Consider the following 22935-nt stretch of genomic DNA (forward strand, 5'->3'; position numbering starts at 1 on the left):
TAATAAGGCGGGAGATGCTCCCGCCTGTAGTAAACGTGGTAAAAATGACCGGAATTAACCTGCCATTTGTTTTTCGCGGATTTCTGCCAGCGTTTTACAGTCGATGCACAGATCGGCTGTCGGACGCGCTTCCAGACGGCGAATACCAATTTCTACGCCGCATGATTCGCAGTAGCCGAAATCTTCGTCTTCCACTTTCTTCAGCGTCTTCTCGATCTTTTTGATCAGTTTGCGCTCACGGTCACGGTTACGCAGCTCAAGGCTGAATTCTTCTTCCTGTGCGGCGCGGTCCACCGGATCAGGGAAGTTAGCCGCTTCGTCTTGCATATGAGATACGGTGCGATCAACTTCATCCCTAAGTTGATTACGCCATGCCTCAAGAATACGCCTGAAGTGCGACAGCTGGGCTTCGTTCATATACTCTTCGCCCGGTTTCTCCTGGTACGGCTCCACCCCAGCGATGGCGAGAATACTCAGGGACGATGTTTTACGGTTTTGCCCTTCTTGCATGTTGCTTCTCCTTAACACGCACTATCGATCCCCATGTTCGGGGGAAAAATCAGGTCGCTATAAATAGCAGATGCTTTTCCGGATAGCAATTATCTAAACGTAACACTTGACAACCCTGTGAGGAAAAGCGTATTTGCCCACGCGCCCAGAATACTAATTAACCAAATGTTTACACCATTACAAGGTAATGGGCAACGGCTCTTTAAGAGTCATACCATGGGCAGAAAGTTCCGCTTTATAAACCAGAATTTCTACCCCCTTAAGCTGTGCTTCAACTAATAATTGCGCATATTTTGCATCGATATGGCGCGCGGGTGAAAACCGTGTAATGGCTGAATGCAGCACCGCGAAAAATATCACCGCCCGCTTGCCTTCGGCCGCTACGCTCATCAATTCCCGAAGATGTTTCTGACCTCGTTCAGTGATGGCATCGGGAAAATAACCCTGATCTTTTTCCGCCAACGTGACTGATTTCACTTCAATATAGCAGTCTGGTCGGGAATCCGCCTGCAACAAAAAGTCGATGCGGCTCCCTTCGGCGCCGTATTTTACTTCGCTTTTCAAGACGCTGTAGCCTGAAACTTCCGAAATTAACGCCTGCTGAATCGACTCTTTCGTTAATCTATTGGCCCACAGTGTGTTAACACAAATAAATGCCCCGGATTGGGTTTGCGTTAATTCCCAGGTATGTGGATATTTCCGTTTAGTATTTTCTGATGTCGAATACCAGACGGTGTCACCCGGGGTTGCGCATCCGGTCATCGCGCCGGTATTTGGGCAGTGTAGCGTTAACTCAGTGCCATCCGGTGTGATCACATCCGCTAAAAAGCGCTTGTAGCGCTGTATGAGCGTAGCCGGTTGTAAAGGTGGAGAAAATTGCATCAGCAGTCCCTTTAATTATTCAGTCAGCGTCCAGCGTTGCAGCTGTGTATAACGCGTGCGTCCTCGTGCAAATGAGGAGGAGTAAAGCGCAAATTCCGTGACCGGAAACGACCAGCCAAAGCCCGGTGGGGGGATGGGAACCGCGTGGCCGGCATCGCGCAGCAGCGTGATATGCGGGTGAAACGGCTGCGGGCTTTGGTAGCACCCACTGCGTGCGGCCTGCGCCCGCAGCATATTCGCCAGTTGCAGCAGCCCGCGCGGCGGCTGACGCATTCCCAGCCACACGACCCTGGATCGCAGCCATTGCCCGGCATCATCGAACTTGAGCGTAAAACCCGGCTGGCGAATACGCCCCGCGAGCTGCGACAGCGCCTGCTGTTTCTCCGCGCTGACATCGCCTAAAAAGGCCAGCGTCAAATGCAGATTATCGGCGGCCACGGGACGACCCGCTTCTGGGGGGAACTGCGCGGCCCGCCAGTGGATTAACTGCTCCCGAACCTCGCCTGGCAATTCAATCGCAAAGAACAGCCTTTTTGGCTCAGACATGATGGATACTCGGTTATGAATTAACGCGATGCTACAATGCAGCGCGAAGAATGTTAACCCTCTGGAGCCATTTGTGACGTCGTTGCCCGTTGCCGCCGTAGTGCCTGAACTGCTTACCGCCCTTGATGCCTCGTCGCAGGTTCTGCTGACGGCACCGACCGGGGCCGGGAAATCGACCTGGCTGCCGTTGCGGCTTCTTGAGCATCGCGGGATCAAGGGACGGATTATTCTGCTGGAGCCGCGCCGTCTGGCGGCGCGCAACGTGGCGCAGCGGTTAGCGGAATTGCTGAATGAAAAGCCTGGCGAGACCGTGGGGTATCGCATGCGCGCGCAAAGCTGCATAGGGCAGCAGACCCGACTGGAGGTGGTAACGGAAGGTGTGCTGACGCGCATGATCCAGCGCGATCCCGAACTGGCGGGTGTTGGGTTAGTGATCCTCGACGAATTTCACGAGCGGAGCCTGCAGGCCGACCTGGCGCTGGCTTTGTTGCTGGACGTACAGCAAGGGCTGCGTGACGATTTAAAACTGTTGATTATGTCCGCCACTCTGGACAACGGGCGTTTGCAGCAGATGTTGCCCGATGCGCCGACGATCGTCTCTGAAGGCCGCGCATTTCCCGTTGAGCGGCGGTTTCAACCGTTAGCGGCGCATCTGCGTTTTGATGAAGCGGTGGCGATAGCAACAGCAGAGCTACTGCGCCATGAAAGCGGGTCGCTGCTGCTGTTTTTACCGGGCGTTGGCGAAATCCTGCGCGTGCAGGAGCAGCTGGCAACGCGTGTAGGCAGCGATGTGGTGCTGTGCCCGCTGTATGGCGCATTGACGCTTGCCGAACAGCGTCAGGCGATTTTGCCCGCGCCGCAAGGTAAGCGCAAAGTGGTGCTGGCGACCAATATTGCCGAAACCAGCTTAACGATTGAAGGTATCCGGCTGGTGGTGGACTGCGCCCAGGAGCGCGTGGCGCGCTATGACGCACGTACCGGTTTGACGCGGCTGATTACCCAGCGCATCAGTCAGGCTTCAATGACCCAGCGAGCGGGTCGTGCAGGGCGTCTGGAGCCCGGTATCTGTTTGCATCTGCTTGCTAAAGAGCAGGCGGAAAGAGCGGCGGCGCAGGGAGACGCGGAGATATTACAGTGCGACCTGTCCGGGCTGTTGATGGAGTTGCTGCAATGGGGATGCACTGACCCCGAGCAACTGAACTGGCTGGATGCGCCGCCCACTATCAACCTGCAGGCGGCAAAACGGCTGCTGCAGATGCTGGGCGCGCTTGCAGGCGACAGGCTCAGCGCCACGGGGCAGAAAATGGCGGCGTTGGGTAACGACCCCCGTTTAGCGGCTATGCTGGTTAGCGCCAACAATGACGATGAAGCGGCAACGGCGGCGAAACTGGCTGCGATTCTGGAAGAGCCGCCGCGCGGCGGCAGTACCGATCTGGCTGTGGCGTTTTCACGAAATCAGCCTGCCTGGCAGCAGCGCAGTCAACAATTGCTGAAACGGCTTAACGTTCGCAACGGACACCCCGACAGCGCGCTGCTCCCCTCATTGCTGGCGCAGGCGTTTGCCGATCGGATCGCGCGTAGACGCGGGCAGGAAGGGCGCTATCAACTGGCCAACGGTATGGGGGCAATGCTGGATGCTGATGACGCCTCAGGACGCCATGAATGGCTGATAGCACCGTTGTTACTGCAGGGCAGCGCTTCGCCGGATGCGCGTATTCTGCTGGCCTTGCCGCTGGATATCGAGGCGTTGATGCAGGCATGTCCTGAACTGCTGCAACAGTCCGACACCATCGAATGGGATGAGACTCAGGGAACGTTAAAGGCATTGCGTCGGTCGCGCATTGGTCAGCTAACGGTAAAAGTACAGCCGCTGGCCAAACCCTCGGAAGAGGAGTTGCACCAGGCGATGTTGAACGGCATTCGCGATAAAGGACTCAGTGTGCTCAACTGGACGCCGGAAGCCGAGCAGTTTCGCCTGCGTCTGCAATGCGCGGCAAACTGGTTGCCAGAGTATGACTGGCCCGCGGTAGATGAGGACTCTCTGCTGGCGTCGCTGGAGAGCTGGCTGCTGCCGCACATGAGCGGTGTGCACTCGTTACGCGCGTTAAAAGCGCTAAATGTGGCTCAGGCGTTGCGCGGTTTGCTGGATTGGTCAATGCTGCAACGTCTGGATAGTGAACTGCCGGCGCATTACACTGTGCCGACGGGAAGCCGGATCGCCATTCGCTATCATGAGGATAATCCTCCGGTACTGGCGGTGCGGATGCAGGAAATGTTTGGTGAAGCGAAGACCCCAACCATCGCCCAGGGACGCATACCGTTGGTGCTGGAACTGCTGTCTCCTGCCCAGCGACCGCTACAGGTGACCAGTGATTTGAGCGCGTTCTGGCAGGGATCGTACCGCGAGGTGCAAAAAGAGATGAAAGGGCGCTATCCCAAACATGTCTGGCCGGACGATCCGGCGAATACCGCGCCAACGCGGCGCACCAAAAAGTATTCGTAATGAAACGGTAGGTCGGATAAGGCGTTTATGCCGCATCCGGCGAAAGAGCGGTAATAATTGAGAGATTTCTTCTTCTGTCGCAGGACGGAAGAACAGAGAATCGGGCCCTTGCGCCTGAATGTTGCGGAGAAAAAGCATGGCGGGGAATGACCGCGAGCCAATTGGACGTAAAGGGAAACCATCGCGTCCGGTGAAACAAAAGGTGAGCCGTCGTCAACTCAGAGATGAAGAGTATGACGACGATTATGATGATGATGACTATGAGGATGAAGAACCGATGCCGCGTAAGGGTAAGGGCAAAGGGCGTAAGCCTCGTGGTAAGCGCGGCTGGTTCTGGCTGCTGGTAAAACTGTCGATTGTCTTTTTGGTGCTGATCGCCATTTACGGCGTGTATCTGGACCAAAAAATCCGTAGCCGTATTGATGGCAAAGTCTGGCAGCTTCCTGCGGCGGTATATGGCCGTATGGTTAACCTTGAGCCAGAAATGCCTATCGGTAAGAACGAGATGGTGAAGCTGCTGGAGGCTACGCAGTATCGTCAGGTGACGAAGATGACGCGTCCGGGCGAATTTACCGTGCAGGCGAAGAGCATCGAGATGATCCGTCGTCCGTTTGACTTCCCGGACAGCAAAGAAGGGCAGGTGCGCGCGCGTCTGACCTTTGACGGCGATCATCTGGACACCATCGAGAATATGGATAACAACCGCCAGTTCGGTTTCTTCCGTCTCGATCCGCGTCTGATCACCATGCTTTCTTCGCCTAACGGCGAGCAGCGCCTGTTTGTTCCGCGTAGCGGCTTCCCGGATCTGCTGGTGGATACGCTGCTGGCGACCGAAGACCGTCACTTCTATGAACATGACGGTATCAGCCTCTATTCCATTGGTCGTGCGGTGCTGGCGAACCTGACGGCGGGTCGTACGGTACAGGGGGCCAGTACGCTGACTCAGCAGTTGGTGAAAAACCTGTTCCTCTCCAGCGAACGCTCTTACTGGCGTAAAGCCAACGAAGCCTATATGGCGCTGATCATGGACGCGCGTTACAGCAAAGATCGTATTCTTGAGCTGTACATGAACGAAGTCTATCTCGGTCAAAGCGGTGATAACGAGATCCGCGGCTTCCCGCTGGCGAGCCTCTATTATTTCGGTCGCCCGGTGGAAGAACTGAGCCTCGACCAGCAGGCGCTGCTGGTAGGGATGGTTAAAGGGGCGTCGATCTACAACCCATGGCGTAACCCGAAGCTGGCGCTGGAGCGTCGTAACCTGGTTCTGCGTTTGCTGCAACAGCAGCAGATTATCGACCAGGATCTGTATGACATGCTGAGCGCGCGTCCATTGGGCGTACAGCCGCGTGGTGGGGTGATCTCCCCGCAGCCTGCGTTTATGCAGATGGTGCGTCAGGAGCTACAGGCGAAGCTGGGCGATAAAGTTAAAGATCTCTCCGGCGTGAAAATCTTCACCACCTTTGATTCCGTGGCGCAGGACGCCGCAGAAAAAGCGGCGGTGGAAGGTATTCCGGTGCTGAAGAAACAGCGTAAGCTGAGCGATCTGGAAACGGCGATTGTGGTGGTTGACCGCTTTAGCGGTGAAGTTCGCGCCATGGTCGGCGGAGCAGAACCGCAGTTTGCGGGCTATAACCGTGCGATGCAGGCGCGTCGTTCGATTGGCTCTCTGGCCAAGCCTGCGACCTATCTGACCGCGCTCAGTCAGCCGAAGCTGTACCGTCTCAATACCTGGATTGCCGATGCGCCGATTGCGCTGCGTCAGCCGAACGGCCAGGTGTGGTCGCCGCAGAACGATGACCGTCGCTATAGCGAAAGCGGAAAAGTGATGCTGGTGGATGCGTTAACGCGCTCGATGAACGTGCCAACGGTAAATCTGGGGATGGCGCTGGGCCTGCCTGCTGTGACCGACACCTGGCTGAAGCTGGGCGCGCCGAAAGATCAGCTTAACCCGGTTCCGGCCATGCTGCTTGGCGCGTTGAACCTGACGCCAATCGAAGTAGCACAGGCGTTCCAGACTATCGCCAGTGGCGGGAACCGCGCGCCGCTGTCAGCGCTGCGTTCGGTGATTGCTGAAGATGGTACGGTGTTGTACCAGAGCTTCCCGCAGGCCGAGCGCGCCGTTCCGGCGCAGGCGGCGTATATGACGCTGTGGACCATGCAGCAGGTGGTTCAGCGTGGTACGGGTCGCCAGCTTGGCGCGAAGTATCCAGGGCTGCATCTGGCAGGGAAAACCGGGACCACCAACAACAACGTGGATACCTGGTTTGCCGGGATTGACGGCAGCCAGGTGACCATTACCTGGGTTGGCCGTGATAACAACCAGCCAACCAAGCTGTACGGCGCCAGCGGCGCGATGTCGATTTATCAGCGTTATCTGGCGAACCAGACGCCGACACCGCTGGTGCTGACGCCGCCGGAAGATGTGGTGGATATGGGCGTGGACTACGACGGCAACTTCGTATGTAGCGGCGGGATGCGTACGCTCCCGGTGTGGACCACCGATCCGGATTCACTGTGTCAGCAGGGTGAAATGCAGCAGCAGTCGGGGAATCCGTTCGATCAGTCAACGCCGCAGCAGCAGCCACAACAGCAGCAACAGCAACAACCGCCGCAGCAGGAGAAGAAAGATAGCGACGGTGTCGCTGGCTGGATTAAGGACATGTTCGGCAGTAACTGATTTTGGTTTTAACTGTTCTTCCCCCGCATCGGCACAGGCCGGTGTGGGGGACTTCCCCCACGCGTTGCTGGCACCTTTCCCTCTCTTTTCATTTTCTCTCTGCGTGCTGAATGTCTGCGCTTGCCTTCGCGTATGCGACTAATTTGCTGTAGATCACATTTCTTTGTTAATTGCCGCAGTAAGTAAAATTGATCTGCTGTGGTATTTGTAGCCCGCACTTGGGCTGTTAATTATAGACTCAATATATTACTTTTTTGTATATATTCGGTATTGACTAATTTTACTCGCATTTTTGTGCTGGTTTTTTCGCTATTCTTATTTTTTGGGATCATAAGGTGGTATTTAATATTCCCTTGTTGAATTGATTAAAGTCTTCTTAATTCAAATTTAAGAAAATATTGTGTCTATTCTTATCATTATGAATTTAAAGGAATAGTCAGCGTTCGGCATCATCTTTGGTGAATATGTTAGTTCGCTTTTATAGGTTATGAACCGTAGAATAGATCACGCAAAGGAATGTTTTGGATTGAATGAGTCGATAAAGATATATTATATATCAAGTGATGTTGTTGCATCCGTATCTACAGCCAGTCTTAAGTTCCTTTCGTTAAAATTGCTTTTTTCTTTGTTACTTTTTGTGAGCATATGTAAGGAATACGTTATGTGCAAAAAAATTCTCACCTCGTTGTTTGTAAGCAGTGTGCTGGCGGGTGCCGCAATGCCTGTATTAGCCGTTGATACGGGAACCGTAACCTTTAACGGAAAAATTATTCCTGATAGCTGCGTAGTGGATGTTAACGGTACAACGACAAACGGTACGGTGACGTTTAATAATCTTTCACAAACCGCATTTGGCGCAGATAAGAAAGTGGGGGATTCACAATCTTTTGCTATCACGCTGACGGAATGTGATGCCGCGATTGCCAACCTCAATATCAAATTTGATGGTACGCGTATCGCCGGATATAACGAGGAAGTATTGCAACCGACGGGAACCGCGACGAACCTCGGCGTGCGTATGTTGCCGGAAGGCAGCAGTAATTACGTAAAATTTGATGGCTCAGATCCTGATGCGTCTTTGAATAAAGCCAATGGCGACAGCGTAGTGTTCAATTATAAAGCTGAAGTTATTCAGGTTGGCAGCACGGTACCGACCACCGGTGATTATACCGCGCAAGCGACTTATACCCTGATTTATCGTTAATTGTCATACAACCTGGCCCAGGCTGGGCCAGTATTTCAATGGAATGGAAAAATGAAACGACTCATTACCACATTAGCCCTGGTGTTAGCTACTGGCATTAATATTGCTCATGCTGGCGTAGTGGTTGGCGGAACGCGAATTATTTATCCTGCCAACCAGTCTGAAGTACAGGTAACATTAAAAAATAAAGATAATGATAAACGTTATCTGGTGCATAGTTGGGTCAGTAATATTGATGACAGTAAAGCGCCATTTATTATTACCCCACCGATTTATAAACTGGATGAAAATCGCCAGACGCTGCTGCACGTAGTTTATACCGGTAATAAAACGGCCTTGCCGCAGGACCGTGAGTCGCTGTTTATGGCGAATATAAAATCTGTTTCTGCGATCCCGGAAGAATTACGCGATAACAACACGCTGCAATTTGCTATTAAGACCAAATTAAAGCTGTTCTATCGCCCGGCTTCGCTGAAAGAAAGTGAGGCGAAAACGGCCTGGCAGTCATTGCAGTTTAGCCGTAGCCAAAATCAGTTAGTGGTGAAAAACCCTACGCCATTCTATGTCACCTTTGGACAGCTAAAAGTCGCGGGAACAGAGATTAAAGCAGCATCAGAGCAAAACTCTCCCTCGGCATTAACCATGATGGTAGCGCCGTTTGCTGAGCAGCATTTTCCGTTGCCATCGGCAGTAAAAGGTAACGTTGTCTGGACCGCAATTAATGATTACGGATCAGAAACCGGACAGCGGAAACAGTCGCTGTAAATGAGCTATCGATTTCTTACGGGTGGCGTTTATGTCTTCTCATCGTACTGTCCGGCTTTTTGCACTCAATACGCTGACATTCGCGATATTAACGGCGAGTGGTTCCGTTTACGCTGACGATTATTTCAATCTCAACGCGCTGGAAACGGGGACGCCGCTGGAGAATACCGGCGCGCTTGAAGCCTATTTACGCCATAACGGATTATCTCCCGGGCGATATTTAACGTCCATTGTCTGGGATCAGGATCGCATCGATAAACGAAATTTAAATTACCTCCTTTCAAAAGATAACAGCAAACTGATTCCGCAATTCACCAAAGCGGAACTGCGTGAATTAGGCGTCAAGGTCGATACCGTCCCGGCATTAAATAATATTAATGAAGATACGCTGCTGGGCGATATCAGTGATTATATTGCTGATGCGCGCTATGACTTCAGCCCGGAAACTCAGGTACTGCAATTACGTATTCCGCAAATCTACCGCGACAAACAAATTTCGGGTGAAAGCAATCCTGCCTCCTGGGACGATGGCATTCCGGCGCTGTGGACCAGCTACTATGTTTCGGGCTCGCATCAGCAGTCGAATGGGGACAACAATGCTTCTAACTGGGCCAGTCTCAATTCGGGTATGAACATCGGCCCATGGCGGGTGCGCAATTCCAGCAACTGGGGGAATGACAGCGGCTGGCAATCTATAAGCACAACGCTGGAGCGTGATATCAAACGCCTGCGCAGCCAGCTTCAGCTTGGGCAAACCTACACCAACGGCGAACTGTTCGACAGCGTGCAAATGACCGGGGTGAAGCTGGAGACCGATACCAGCATGCTGCCCAGCGGATTACAGGGGTTCGCCCCGGCGGTGCGCGGCATCGCCAACAGCGATGCCAAAGTGACCATCAAACAAAACGGTTACACCATCTACCAGACCAACGTCTCGCCCGGCCCGTTTGAAATCCGTGATTTAACCCAGGTCACGGCAGGGGCGGATCTGGAAGTCACCGTCACGGAGGCCGACGGTACGGAGCGCAGCTTTATTCAGGCCAGCTCCTCGGTGCCGATTATGCAGCGCGAAGGCGCGCTGAAGTACAGCCTGGCGGCAGGGAAATATCGCGATGTGGATAACGGCGAAGAACCGGAATTCGGCCAGGCGACGGCAATTTACGGCTTACCTTACGGGATTACCGCCTACGGCGGTCTGCAGGGCGCGTCGATGTATCATGCCGGGCTGGTCGGCATCGGGGCCGATTTACGCGATTTTGGTTCCGTGTCGATGGATTTGACGGCGGCGAGAACCGCGTTTGACGACGGTCGCGCAGATGCGAACGGCCAGTCGTGGCGCGCGCAGTACGCAAAAGATTTTCCGCTGACCAATACCACGGTCACGCTGGCCAGCTATCGTTATTCCACCTCCGGGTTTTATACCTTTCAGGAGGCGCTCGATCAGCGCAATAACACCTATGATGACGACAGCATTTACAGCTATCGCAATGCTTTTAACCGCCGCAGCCGCTTACAGCTAAACCTTTCACAGTCGTTACATAGCTGGGGGTCGGTATATGCCAATGCCTATCAGCAGGACTACTGGGGAATGGAAGGCCATGAGCGCAGCGTCAGCCTGGGTTACAGCAGTAGCTGGCAGGGCGTTAACTGGTCGCTGAACTACAGCCTGACGAAAACGCCTTCAACCGATAACGACCAGCAGGTTTCGATTTCGATTAACGTTCCGCTCTCGCGCTGGCTGGCGAACTCCTGGGGCACCTACAACCTGACCAGTTCGAAAAAAGGTAACACCTCGCACCAGGCGGGCGTCAGCGGCACGCTGCTGGAAAATAACAACTTAAATTACAACCTTCAGCAGACCTACACTGATAACAACGTGGGCTACGGCGCCTATCTCTCCTCGCGCTATCGGGCCTCGGTGGGGGAATTCAGCGCGAATTACAGCTATCAGCAAGACAGCAAGCAGTGGGGCTATAGCGCGCAGGGATCCGTGGTCGCGCACTCGCAGGGAATCACGCTGGGACAATCAATCCAGGACGCTTTTGCAGTGGTGCATATCGCCGATGGCGATAACGTCAAAATCCAGAATTCACAAGGGGTGTATACCGACCGTTGGGGCAATGCCATTGTGCCGACCTTAACCAACTATCGGCGCAATACTATCACCGTGAATACCCAGGGGCGCGATGATTTAGATATTCAGGATGCGTCTTTGGACGTGATTCCGACTAAAGGTGCGGTGGTGGCGGCTGACTTTACCGCGCGGGCAGGTAAACGCGCCTTGCTGACGTTGCAATATGGCCAGGGCGTAGTGCCTTTTGGGGCCGTGCTGAGTATGGACGGCGCGACGTCAATCGTAGGCGATGCCGGTGAAGTGTATGTCACCGGGTTAAAAGGGACGCAGCGTGTGACCGCGCAATGGGGCGATACGGCGCAGCAGCGCTGCTCGGCGGAGGTGACGGTTCCGGCACAACCGGAACCGGGTATTTTTACCGCAACGCTTAACTGCCATTGATAAAAGGAGGCAATATGCAAAGGATGATAAAACGCGGGTGTCAGGTGGTGGTATGCGGTGGATTGTTGATGTGCTATCAGACGGCAAGCGCCAGTTGTTCAATTTTAAATGGTAAGGAACCTTCGACTGCGGTAATCACGCTGCCAGCATTAGTGGTGAATGCCGATGCCGAACCGGGAACCGTGCTCTACTCGCAAGAGTCATTAGGGGATGCGATTTCTGTTTCATGTACCAGCGATGGAGAGATCAAGACGGGCTACACCTTTTTAACCGCCAGCGATGAGCGTACCGATAATCCATTGTCCCGGGTTTATCAGACCAACGTTCCCGGGATTGGCGTACGCATGGCGTGGGTTAAAGACATCCAGGCGATAACGCCAGGCTCGTTGGTAACACCGATGCATACTGGGTCATCCCGAACCGAACCGAAGAGTATTTATGCAATGGACTCACACGCTGAGGCACAGTTTGTCGTGACCGGAGAAGTGAGCTCAGGGGACATTGATACTTCACAGTTAAGTGCTGACTGGATCTACGACGGCGTTACTGTGGCGAGGATCAGAGTTTCACCGACTACCGTAATCGTTCAGTCAAACAGCTGTAACCTGGTTGAAAAGAATGTTCTGGCGCCGCTCTCTACGATTGTCGCCAGCGAACTGGCTAATGGCGTGTCCAGAACGGTGTCCGATGACAGCTTTAAAATTCAGCTTAATAATTGCAGCGCGGGCATCCAGGTTGACTATCAGTTCACCACTGCAGGTTCGACTGGCGTCACGGATGGCAATATCCTGAATATCGCTACGGGCGATCACGCTGCTGACGGGGTCGGCATTCAAATTATGGACAGTAACGACAACGTGCTGCAGTTTGATCGCAACTATACGGCGGTCGCGCAAACGACACAGGATCAGTCGGTGACCATTCCACTTAAAGCGCGCTATATCAAAACGGGTAACGTGAAGGCGGGTCAGGTTGATGCGGTGGCGACGTTTGCCGTTTATTACCGGTAATCCACTGGGGAACGCACCCAGGGATGTTGTTTAGCAAACAGGAAAGTTAACCAATGAGTAAAGGGAAAAAGGGATTTTCCAGGCTCTTCATGATGTTGGTTTTAGCCTTGATGAGCGTCTGTTTTCAGCAGGCCAGAGCGGACTGCTCGTTTACCAATCCGAATGCGAATCCAACGATTACGTTTACCATGCCCGCGCAGATTGTGATTGACTCCGATGCCGCGGTAGGAACCATTGTCTATTCCGGAGAAACGGTCGGAGAATCACACGGATTGACCTGTAATACAGATGTACAGGTTCGCGAAGGTTACACGGTATTAACCGACGCCGATTACTCGGGAGTGTTAAGCGGCGTTTATAAAACCACGGTGCCGGGCATCGGGTTTCGCGCCGCCCGCGCGGAAAATAAAACCGCCACGTTTATCGATGAAAACCTGATTACCCCCTGGCATTACATTGGCATGACGGGCAACTGGTCCTCTTACGATTCAACTTATCATGTTGGCGTTCAGTTAGTGGTTATCGGGACGGTCCAGTCTGGCACGCTGGATACCAGTAAATTTAACGCCGATTATCAAATGGGAAGTTTAACCGTAGCGAAATTACGCTTTGCGCCTGCCACGGTTGATGTGATTGCTAATACCTGCAATCTGAAAAGCAAAAATATCAATGTGTTGCTGGATACGGTGACAGCCGGTGGGTTATCTCAGGGATATTCATCCGTGCTCACCGATGACAGCTTTAAAATTGAAGTCGCCAATTGTACTGCCGGAACGCACATTGATTATAAGTTTACCAGCGCCGGTTCAACCGGTGTTACCGACGGCACTATTCTGAACATTGCCCGCGGAGAAGGGGCCGCCAGCGGCGTCGGGATCCAGATCCTCGACAAAGACAATCATGTGCTGAATTTTGATCAGGAATATACGGGGATCGAAAGCGCGACCGGGCAGGGAACAGAGGCGATCCCGCTGAAAGCGCGATACGCTAAAACCGGAACGGTGAAGGGGGGCCAGGTCGATGCGGTAGCCACCTTTGAGGTGTATTACCGCTAATGTGGATCTATGCAGACGCGATACCCCTACGGGGTTCTTTTTGAGCCCTAACATTTCAGCCTAATTTATTAACCCTTTCTTTTCATCTGGTTATTTCTTAACCCCTCAGTTTTAGTAGGGACGCGTATTGCTTGCTATCTCGCCAGAGTTTCGAATATTATGCTGCCGTTATAATAATAATTCTCGTTTACGTTATCATTCACTTTCATCAGAGAAATACCAATGGCGCGTCTTAAAACTGCTCAGCCAAGTTCATCGCTGCGTAAAATCGCAGTAGTGGTAGCCACAGCGGTTAGCGGCATGTCTGTCTATGCACAGGCGGCGGTTGACCCGAAAGAAGAAACCATCACCGTAACTGCTGCACCTGCTCCGCAGGAAAGCGCATGGGGGCCAGCGGCAACCATCGCTGCACGACAGTCTGCTACGGCGACCAAAACCGATACTCCGATTCAAAAAGTTCCTCAGTCTATTTCCGTGGTCACCGCCGAAGAGATGGCGTTGCATCAGCCGAAATCGGTTAAAGAGGCGCTCAGCTACACCCCTGGCGTTGCCGTGGGTACGCGTGGTGCGTCCAATACCTATGACTATCTGATTATTCGCGGATTTGCCGCCGACGGCCAAAGTCAGAATAACTATCTGAATGGCCTGAAGATGCAGGGTAACTTCTATAACGATGCGGTAATCGACCCCTATATGCTGGAACGCGCTGAAGTGATGCGCGGTCCGGTTTCCGTTCTTTACGGAAAGAGCAACCCTGGCGGGTTGTTGAACATGGTCAGCAAGCGTCCGACGACGGAGCCGCTGAAAGAAGTTCAGTTCAAAATGGGCACCGACAGCCTGTTCCAGACCGGTTTCGACTTCAGCGACGCGCTGGATGACGATGGCGTGTACTCATACCGCCTGACCGGCCTGGCGCGTTCCGCGAATGCGCAGCAGCAGGGTGCGGAAGAACAACGCTACGCCATCGCGCCATCGTTCTCATGGCGTCCGAATGATAAGACAAACTTCACCTTCCTCTCCTACTTCCAGAACGAGCCGGAAACCGGCTATTACGGCTGGTTGCCGAAAGAGGGGACCGTATCTAAGCTGCCAAACGGTTCGCGTCTGCCTACCGATTTCAACGAAGGTGCGAACAACAATACCTATTCTCGTAACGAGAAGATGGTGGGCTACAGCTTCGATCACGAATTTAACGACACCTTTACCGTGCGTCAGAACCTGCGTTATGCGCAAAACAAGGTTTCGCAGAATAGCGTGTATGGCTACGGCATGTGCTCCGATCCGCTCTATACAAAAGACCAGGCAGCACTCAACGCTAGTCCTTGTAAAAGTATCCCTCAGTCAGATTGGGATCACACGCTAACTCGTCAGTATGTTGACGATAATGAAAAATTGCAGAATTTCTCTGTTGATACCCAGTTACAGAGCAAATTCGCTACCGGTTCCCTGGATCACACGCTGCTGACCGGCGTTGACTATATGCGTATGCGTAACGATATCAACTCCTGGTTCGGTTGGGCTGGTTCGGTTGCGCCGTCTGATATCTATAACCTTGACCGTAGCGACTTTGATTTTGGAGCGCATAATGGGCCAGGCGCACCTTATCGCGTTCTGAATAAACAGGAACAAACGGGCCTGTACGCTCAGGATCAGATGCAGTGGGATAAGGTGCTGGTCACTCTGGGCGGCCGTTACGACTGGGCAAAGCAGGACTCCCTGAACCGCGTTTCTGGCGTGCTGGATTCCCGTGATGACAGACAGTTCACCTGGCGTGGCGGTGTTAACTACCTGTTCGACAACGGCGTGACCCCGTATTTCAGCTACAGCGAATCGTTTGAACCTAGTTCTCAGGTCGGGGAAAGCGGTAATATCTTTGCGCCATCTAAAGGTAAGCAGTACGAAGCGGGCGTGAAGTACGTGCCGAGCGATCGTCCGATCGTATTAACTGGTGCCGTTTACCAGTTGACCAAAACCAACAACCTGATGGCCGACCCGAATGGATCGTTCTGGTCAGTTGAAGGCGGTGAAATTCGCTCACGCGGTGTGGAAATCGAAGCGAAAGCGGCGCTGTCTGCCAGCGTCAACGTAGTGGGTTCTTATACCTACACCGACGCGGTATACACCACCGACACCACCTACAAAGGCAACACGCCTGCTCAGGTGCCAAAACATATGGCATCACTGTGGGGGGACTACACCCTTTATGACGGCGCGCTTTCCGGGCTGACGTTGGGTACGGGTGTTCGTTATACTGGCTCCAGCTATGGCGATCCGGCAAACTCCTTTAAAGTGGGGAGCTATACGCTGGTGGATGCGTTAGTACGTTACGATCTGGCGCGCGTCGGCATGGCGGGCTCCAACGTGGCGCTGCATGTGAACAACCTGTTTGACCGTGAATACGTCGCCAGCTGCTTCAATACCTATGGCTGCTTCTGGGGCGCAGAACGTCAGGTCGTTGCAACCGCAACCTTCCGTTTCTAATTTCTTTTTGGGCACGCTTTGCGTGCCCGTTTTACAAGTTGGCTGCTATGCAGGAAAACAGATCCCATCCCGACACCACTTTTGCGTTGCGTAATGTCTCCTTTCGTGTGCCTGGCCGCACGCTTTTGCATCCTCTCTCATTAACTTTTCCTGTGGGGAAAGTGACTGGTCTTATCGGCCACAACGGTTCCGGAAAATCGACGTTATTGAAAATGCTGGGACGTCATCAGCCGCCGTCAGAAGGTGAAATCCTGCTCGACGAACAGCCGCTGGAGAGCTGGAGCAGTAAAGCGTTTGCCCGCAAGGTCGCCTATCTGCCGCAGCAGCTGCCGCAGGCCGAAGGGATGACGGTGCGCGAACTGGTGGCGATTGGCCGCTATCCGTGGCACGGGGCGCTGGGACGTTTTGGCGTTGCCGACAGAGAGAAAGTAGAAGAAGCGATTTCGCTGGTCGGCTTAAAACCGCTGGCGCACCGTTTGGTTGATAGTCTGTCCGGTGGTGAACGCCAGCGCGCGTGGATTGCCATGCTGGTTGCGCAGGACAGCCGCTGTCTGCTGCTTGATGAACCGACTTCCGCGCTGGATATCGCCCATCAGGTTGACGTACTGGCGCTGGTGCATCGCTTAAGCCAGCAGCGCGGGCTGACGGTGATTGCGGTGCTGCATGATATCAACATGGCGGCCCGCTACTGTGATTACTTAGTTGCGCTGCGCGGCGGAGAAATGATTGCGCAAGGGACGCCTGCTGAACTGATGCGCAGTGAAACTCTGGAACAGATTTACGGTATCCCGATGGGCATTTTGCCGCATCCGGCCGGTGCCGCACCCGTGAGTTTTGTCTATTAATGATTGAATTACATCATATTACCCGTCGGCGCTTGCTTACGGCGATGGCGCTGTCGCCGCTGCTGTGGCAGATGAAAACGGCGCGCGCCGCGGCGGTTGATCCACAGCGCATTGTGGCGCTGGAATGGCTGCCGGTAGAGCTATTGCTGGCGCTGGGTATTACGCCGTATGGCATTGCCGATATCCCTAACTACAAGCTGTGGGTCAATGAGCCCCCGCTGCCGGACTCGGTGATTGATGTCGGGCTACGCACGGAACCCAATCTCGAACTGCTGACCGAAATGAAACCCTCGTTTTTGCTCTGGTCGGCAGGCTATGGTCCTTCTCCCGAAAAGCTGGCGCGTATTGCGCCTGGCCGGGGATTTAACTTCAGCGACGGCAAAAAACCGCTGGCGGTTGCGCGACAATCGCTGCAGGAAATGGCGCAATTGTTCAATCTGCAGGCCTCTGCTGAACGCCATCTGGCCGAGTACGATCGTTTTATCGCCAGTCTGAAGCCGCGCTTCATTCAACGCGGCGCGCGCCCTGTACTTCTCACTTCCCTGCTTGATTCGCGACATATGCTGGTGTTTGGCCCAAATAGCCTGTTCCAGGACGTGCTGGACGATTATGGGATCCCCAACGCCTGGCAGGGAGAGACAAACTTTTGGGGCAGCACTGCCGTGAGTATTGACCGTCTGGCTGCCTTTCAGGATGTTGATGTATTGTGTTTTGACCACGGCAACGATAAAGAGATGGCTGCATTGATGTCTACGCCGTTGTGGCAAGCGATGCCGTTTGTCCGTAGCGGACGTTTTCAGCGCGTGCCGGCCGTCTGGTTCTATGGCGCAACGCTCTCGGCAATGCATTTTGCGCGCATTCTGGATAATGCGCTGGGAGGCAAAGCGTGAGCAGGAAATTTGAAATGCCGGATGGCGACGCTAAAAGCGCCTTATCCGGCCTACGGTTTGCGCGCGTTGTAGGCCGGATAAGGCGAAGCCGCCATCCGGCGTTATTGTTGCTGATACTGGTTATTGTTGCTCTCTGGCTGACCTGGGTTAACTTCTCTGTGGCGCTACCGCGCAGCCAGTGGCAACAGGCTATCTGGTCACCGGATATCGACGCCATTAAACAGATGGTTTTCCACTATAGCCTGCTGCCGAGGCTGGCGATTTCGCTTCTGGTCGGTGCCGGGCTGGGGCTGGTCGGCGTATTGTTTCAGCAGGTGCTGCGTAACCCGCTGGCGGAGCCAACCACGTTGGGCGTGGCGACCGGTGCGCAGTTGGGCATTACGGTTACCACGCTGTGGGCTATTCCCGGTGCGCTGACCACGCAATTTGCGGCGCTGGCGGGGGCATGTGTCGTTGGGGCGTTGGTGTTTGGCGTAGCCTGGGGCAAGCGTCTTTCCCCGGTGACGTTAATCCTTGCCGGGCTGGTGGTCAGCCTGTACTGCGGGGCAATTAACCAGTTGATGGTTATCTTCCATCACGATCAGCTGCAAAGCATGTTTTTATGGAGCAGCGGTACGCTAACGCAAACCGACTGGAGCGGCGTACAGCGCCTGTGGCCGCAACTGCTGGGTGGCGTGATGCTGACTCTGTTGCTGTTGCGGCCTATGACGCTGATGGGACTGGATGACGGCGTGGCGCGTAACCTTGGTCTGGCGCTGTCGCTGGCGCGTCTGGCGGCTTTATCGCTGGCGATTGTTCTCAGCGCCTTGCTGGTGAACGCCGTGGGGATTATCGGCTTTATTGGCCTGTTTGCGCCGCTGCTGGCGAAAATGCTTGGTGCACGTCGTCTGCTGGCGCGTCTGATGCTGGCCCCGCTGATTGGTGCGTTGATCCTCTGGCTCTCCGACCAAATCATTCTGTGGCTGACCCGCGTATGGATGGAAGTCTCCACCGGATCGGTGACGGCGCTGATTGGCGCGCCATTACTGCTGTGGCTGTTACCGCGCCTTAGGAGTATGAGCGCGCCGGATATGAATGCCAGCAACCGCATCGCCGCTGAGCGTCAGAATGTGCTGATGTTTACGCTGGCGGGTGGGGCGCTCTTGCTGTTGACCCTGGTGGTGGCGCTGTCGTTTGGCCGCGATGCGCACGGCTGGACATGGGCCAGCGGCGCGATGCTGGATGAGCTGATGCCCTGGCGCTGGCCACGTATTATGGCGGCGCTGATTGCCGGGGTAATGTTGGCGGTAGCGGGCTGTATTATTCAACGTCTGACGGGCAACCCAATGGCCAGCCCGGAAGTGCTGGGCATTAGCTCCGGTGCAGCATTTGGCGTAGTGCTGATGCTGTTTCTGGTCCCAGGAAATGCCTTTGGCTGGCTGATGCCTGCCGGGAGTCTCGGGGCTGCGGCCACCTTGCTTATCATTATGATTGCCGCCGGGCGCGGTGGTTTTTCGCCGCACCGTATGCTGCTGGCAGGGATGGCGCTCAGCACGGCGTTTACAATGTTGCTGATGATGCTGCAGGCCAGCGGCGATCCGCGTATGGCGGGCGTACTGACCTGGATCTCCGGCTCAACCTATAACGCGACGGGTGAACAGGTACTGCGCACCGGGATTGTGATGGTTATCCTGCTGGCGATGACGCCGCTGTGCCGTCGTTGGCTGACGATTTTACCGCTCGGCGGTGATACGGCGCGGGCGGTGGGGATGGCAATCACGCCGTCGCGCGTAGGGTTACTGCTCCTGGCTGCAGGGTTGACGGCGACAGCAACCATGACCATTGGACCGTTGAGCTTTGTCGGGTTGATGGCTCCGCATATTGCCCGAATGATGGGTTTTCGTCGGGCGATGCCGCATATGCTGATTTCGGCGCTGGCGGGAGGCGTACTTCTGGTCTTTGCTGACTGGTGCGGCAGAATGGTGCTGTTTCCGTATCAGATCCCGGCGGGGTTATTGTCGACGTTTATCGGCGCGCCGTACTTTATCTATCTGCTGAGAAAACAGAGTCGCTGAGGCTGATTCTTTTCATGTAGGTCGGATAAGACGCTTTGCGTCGCCATCCGGCAATAAAAAAGCCGGGTGGCGGCTTCGCCTTACCCGGCCTACGTTGTTTCTGTACGTTCTCTTTTACAGTTTCGCAAACACCCGGCGCGCGGCGTCGATGGTGTTATTGATATCGTCTTCGCTGTGCGCCACGGACATAAAGCCCGCTTCGAAAGCAGAAGGCGCCAGGTAAATCCCTTCATCCAGCATCATGTGGAAGAAACGCTTGAAGCGTTCAACGTCGCATGCCATCACATCCTGATAGCAGGTTACGGTTTCTGCATCGGTGAAGAAAATCCCGAACATTCCGCCCACATGGTTAACTACCAGCGGAATATTCGCTTCTTCGGCAGCTTCCAGCAGACCTTCCGCCAGACGCGTCGTCAGTTCGTTCAGCGTTTCATGAATACCCGGTTGGGCCACTTCGGTCAGACAGGCAAAACCTGCTGCCATCGCTATTGGGTTACCGGAAAGCGTACCCGCCTGGTAAACCGGACCGGTCGGCGCCAGCGCGTCCATCACATCGCGGCGGCCGCCGAATGCGCCAACGGGCATCCCGCCGCCGATGATTTTACCCAGGCAGGTCAGATCCGGAACGACGCCGTAATAATCCTGTGCACCGGCCAGCGCTACGCGGAAACCGGTCATGACTTCATCGATGATCAACAGCGCGCCAAACTCATCGCATAGCGCACGCAGGCCCGGCAGGAATTCCGGCAGCGGCGGGATGCAGTTCATGTTGCCCGCGACCGGCTCAACGATGATGCAGGCGATCTCTTGTGGATACTGTTCAAATGCCTCACGTACTGAAGAGAGATCGTTGTAGGTGCAGGTGAGGGTGTGTTTCGCAAAGTCGGCCGGAACGCCCGGGGAGTTAGGCTGGCCCAGCGTTAATGCGCCGGAACCGGCTTTGACCAGCAGGCAGTCGGCATGACCGTGATAGCAGCCTTCAAATTTGATGATCTTATCGCGTCCGGTGAAACCGCGCGCCAGACGGATTGCGCTCATCGTCGCTTCCGTACCGGAGTTCACCATACGTACCATGTCCATGGTTGGCACGAGTTCAGTGACCAGCGCCGCCATTTTTACTTCCATCTCGGTCGGCGCGCCGAAGCTTAAACCGCGCTCCGCAGCTTCAATCACCGCATTACGGATTGCCGGGTGGTTATGGCCCAGTACCATCGGTCCCCAGGAACCGACGTAATCGACATAGGCTTTACCATCAACATCGTACAGATATGCGCCGTCCGCTTTTTCGATAAACAGCGGAGTTCCACCCACGCCAGTAAAGGCGCGAACGGGGGAGTTAACGCCGCCAGGGATAAGTTCGCGTGCTGCGCTGTAGAGATTTTCAGACTTACTCATGGATGGGGTCCTGGTTCGTAGAAAAAGTAAATGCCCGCTATTCTAGTTATTCAGAGAAGGTTATGAAAGTTTTACGCAATTGAAACAATGCGATTTGCAGGGGATTTTCGTGAAATGTGCGAGTAGAATGCCGATTCCGTATTTGTATTACCAATTAATGATCATCTGATGAAGACTGACTCTCCCTCTTTTGAAGCACAACAAATTGTGCGTTTACGCCGCAGGGATCAAATCCGTCGACTCCTGGAACGAGACAAAACGCCGTTGGCGATCCTGTTGATGGCCGCAGTTGTCGGTACCGTGACGGGACTGGTTGGCGTGGCATTTGAAAAAGCGGTGACCTGGGTACAGAACCACCGTATTGGCGCGCTGGCTCAGGTTGCGGACCATGCCATTCTGCTGTGGCCGCTGGCGTTTATTCTCTCCGCACTGCTGGCGATGGTCGGCTATTTTCTGGTGCGTAAATTTGCGCCGGAAGCGGGAGGTTCCGGGATCCCTGAGATTGAAGGCGCGCTGGAAGAGCTACGGCCTGTGCGCTGGTGGCGCGTTCTGCCGGTGAAATTTATCGGCGGTATGGGGACGCTGGGGGCCGGGATGGTGCTTGGGCGAGAAGGGCCGACCGTGCAGATTGGCGGCAATATTGGGCGCATGGTGCTGGATATTTTCCGCATGCGCAGCGCCGAAGCGCGGCATACCCTGCTGGCCACGGGTGCGGCTGCGGGGCTGTCGGCGGCGTTTAATGCGCCTCTGGCCGGGATCCTGTTCATTATTGAAGAGATGCGCCCGCAGTTTCGCTATAACCTTGTCTCGATCAAAGCCGTGTTTACCGGCGTTATTATGTCGAGCATTGTGTTTCGCGTGTTCAACGGCGAAGCGCCGATTATTGAAGTTGGGAAGCTCTCCAATGCGCCGGTAAATACGCTGTGGCTGTATCTGGTGCTCGGGCTTATTTTTGGCTGTGTCGGGCCATTGTTTAACACCATGGTGTTGCGTACCCAGGATATGTTCCAGCGCTTCCACGGTGGTGAAATTAAAAAATGGGTGCTGATGGGCGGCGCGATCGGCGGCCTGTGCGGGATCCTCGGGTTAATTCAACCGGAAGCGGCAGGCGGCGGGTTTAACCTGATTCCTATCGCCGCGGCAGGCAATTTTAGCGTTGGTCTGCTGCTGTTTATATTTATTACCAGGGTCGTCACCACGCTGCTGTGCTTCTCGTCCGGCGCGCCCGGTGGGATTTTTGCCCCGATGCTGGCGTTGGGCACGTTGCTTGGCACCGCGTTCGGTATGGCTGCGGCAGCTTCTTTTCCGCAGTATCATCTGGAGGCCGGAACCTTTGCCATTGCCGGAATGGGGGCTTTGTTAGCGGCTTCGGTGCGTGCGCCGTTAACCGGTATTGTGCTGGTGCTGGAGATGACCGATAACTATCAGCTCATTTTGCCAATGATTATTACCTGTCTTGGCGCAACACTATTAGCCCAATTTATGGGCGGAAAGCCGCTATACTCGACTATCCTTGCCCGCACGCTGGCAAAACAGGAAGCGGAGCAGGCGGCAAAAAGTCAGGGTACTGCCGCTGGCGAGAATACTTGAACGAAATACCAGG

The 22935-nt window shown here is 54.5% G+C and carries 16 protein-coding genes; 12 read left to right on the forward strand and 4 right to left on the reverse strand.

Annotation, left to right across the window (positions count from 1 at the left end; translation table 11 throughout):
• Positions 1-54: 54 nt before the first annotated feature.
• The 3 genes from dksA to thpR all read right to left on the reverse strand — a co-directional run bounded on the left by dksA (position 55) and on the right by thpR (position 1938).
• Positions 55-510, reverse strand: coding sequence for an RNA polymerase-binding protein DksA (gene dksA / locus OGV80_RS05415; protein ID WP_003018625.1), 456 nt, complete (start codon positions 508-510; stop codon positions 55-57).
• Positions 511-687: 177 nt separating this feature from the next.
• Complete coding sequence (gene sfsA, locus OGV80_RS05420; RefSeq protein WP_043018464.1) at positions 688-1392, reverse strand: DNA/RNA nuclease SfsA; 705 nt, start codon at positions 1390-1392, stop codon at positions 688-690.
• Between the two features lie 15 nt (positions 1393-1407).
• Positions 1408-1938: an RNA 2',3'-cyclic phosphodiesterase gene (gene thpR / locus OGV80_RS05425; RefSeq protein ID WP_043018465.1), complete on the reverse strand. Its 531-nt coding sequence runs from the start codon at positions 1936-1938 to the stop codon at positions 1408-1410.
• Positions 1939-2011: 73 nt separating this feature from the next.
• Between thpR and hrpB the strand changes: the two genes are divergently transcribed.
• The 11 genes from hrpB (at position 2012) to fhuB (ending at position 19937) form a co-directional block, all read left to right on the forward strand.
• Positions 2012-4441, forward strand: coding sequence for an ATP-dependent helicase HrpB (hrpB, locus tag OGV80_RS05430; RefSeq protein WP_286513961.1), 2430 nt, complete (start codon positions 2012-2014; stop codon positions 4439-4441).
• A 136-nt stretch (positions 4442-4577) separates the two neighbouring features.
• Complete coding sequence (gene mrcB, locus OGV80_RS05435) at positions 4578-7118, forward strand: bifunctional glycosyl transferase/transpeptidase (RefSeq protein WP_075145190.1); 2541 nt, start codon at positions 4578-4580, stop codon at positions 7116-7118.
• Positions 7119-7779: 661 nt separating this feature from the next.
• Positions 7780-8322: a fimbrial protein gene (locus OGV80_RS05440; RefSeq protein ID WP_075145189.1), complete on the forward strand. Its 543-nt coding sequence runs from the start codon at positions 7780-7782 to the stop codon at positions 8320-8322.
• 51 nt (positions 8323-8373) lie between these two features.
• Positions 8374-9087 (forward strand): fimbrial biogenesis chaperone, encoded by a 714-nt coding sequence (locus OGV80_RS05445; protein ID WP_100193966.1) that lies wholly within the window; start codon positions 8374-8376, stop codon positions 9085-9087.
• 31 nt (positions 9088-9118) lie between these two features.
• The gene (locus OGV80_RS05450; RefSeq protein WP_286513967.1) at positions 9119-11602 is read left to right on the forward strand and encodes a fimbria/pilus outer membrane usher protein; all 2484 of its coding nucleotides are present in this window, start codon (positions 9119-9121) and stop codon (positions 11600-11602) included.
• Positions 11603-11616: 14 nt separating this feature from the next.
• Positions 11617-12612, forward strand: coding sequence for a fimbrial protein (locus OGV80_RS05455; RefSeq protein WP_080625711.1), 996 nt, complete (start codon positions 11617-11619; stop codon positions 12610-12612).
• Positions 12613-12701: 89 nt separating this feature from the next.
• The gene (locus tag OGV80_RS05460; protein ID WP_286513971.1) at positions 12702-13667 is read left to right on the forward strand and encodes a fimbrial protein; all 966 of its coding nucleotides are present in this window, start codon (positions 12702-12704) and stop codon (positions 13665-13667) included.
• A gap of 222 nt (positions 13668-13889) precedes the next feature.
• Entirely contained in the window at positions 13890-16148 is a 2259-nt protein-coding gene (fhuA, locus tag OGV80_RS05465) for a ferrichrome porin FhuA (protein ID WP_286513973.1), read from the forward strand.
• A 47-nt stretch (positions 16149-16195) separates the two neighbouring features.
• Positions 16196-16993 (forward strand): Fe3+-hydroxamate ABC transporter ATP-binding protein FhuC, encoded by a 798-nt coding sequence (gene fhuC, locus OGV80_RS05470; protein ID WP_043018472.1) that lies wholly within the window; start codon positions 16196-16198, stop codon positions 16991-16993.
• Positions 16993-17883: a Fe(3+)-hydroxamate ABC transporter substrate-binding protein FhuD gene (gene fhuD / locus OGV80_RS05475; protein ID WP_181230759.1), complete on the forward strand. Its 891-nt coding sequence runs from the start codon at positions 16993-16995 to the stop codon at positions 17881-17883. Before fhuC ends, fhuD begins: the two co-directional genes overlap by 1 nt.
• Positions 17884-17897: 14 nt before the next feature.
• Positions 17898-19937, forward strand: a complete 2040-nt coding sequence (gene fhuB / locus OGV80_RS05480) for a Fe(3+)-hydroxamate ABC transporter permease FhuB (RefSeq protein ID WP_286514014.1) — start codon at positions 17898-17900, stop codon at positions 19935-19937.
• Positions 19938-20051: 114 nt separating this feature from the next.
• On the opposite strand, the gene hemL is transcribed toward fhuB, so the two are convergent.
• A complete protein-coding gene (gene hemL / locus OGV80_RS05485) occupies positions 20052-21332 on the reverse strand; it encodes a glutamate-1-semialdehyde 2,1-aminomutase (protein ID WP_087051033.1) in 1281 nt (426 codons plus the stop codon).
• Between the two features lie 168 nt (positions 21333-21500).
• Here hemL and clcA point away from each other — a divergent pair, with 168 nt between their 5' ends.
• Positions 21501-22922 carry a H(+)/Cl(-) exchange transporter ClcA gene (gene clcA / locus OGV80_RS05490; RefSeq protein WP_043018476.1) on the forward strand — a complete coding sequence of 474 codons (1422 nt, stop codon included), beginning with the start codon at positions 21501-21503 and terminating at the stop codon, positions 22920-22922.
• The last annotated feature ends 13 nt before the right edge of the window (positions 22923-22935 follow it).

Source organism: Citrobacter sp. Ce119 (assembly GCF_030334525.1).
GTDB lineage: Bacteria > Pseudomonadota > Gammaproteobacteria > Enterobacterales > Enterobacteriaceae > Citrobacter > Citrobacter europaeus.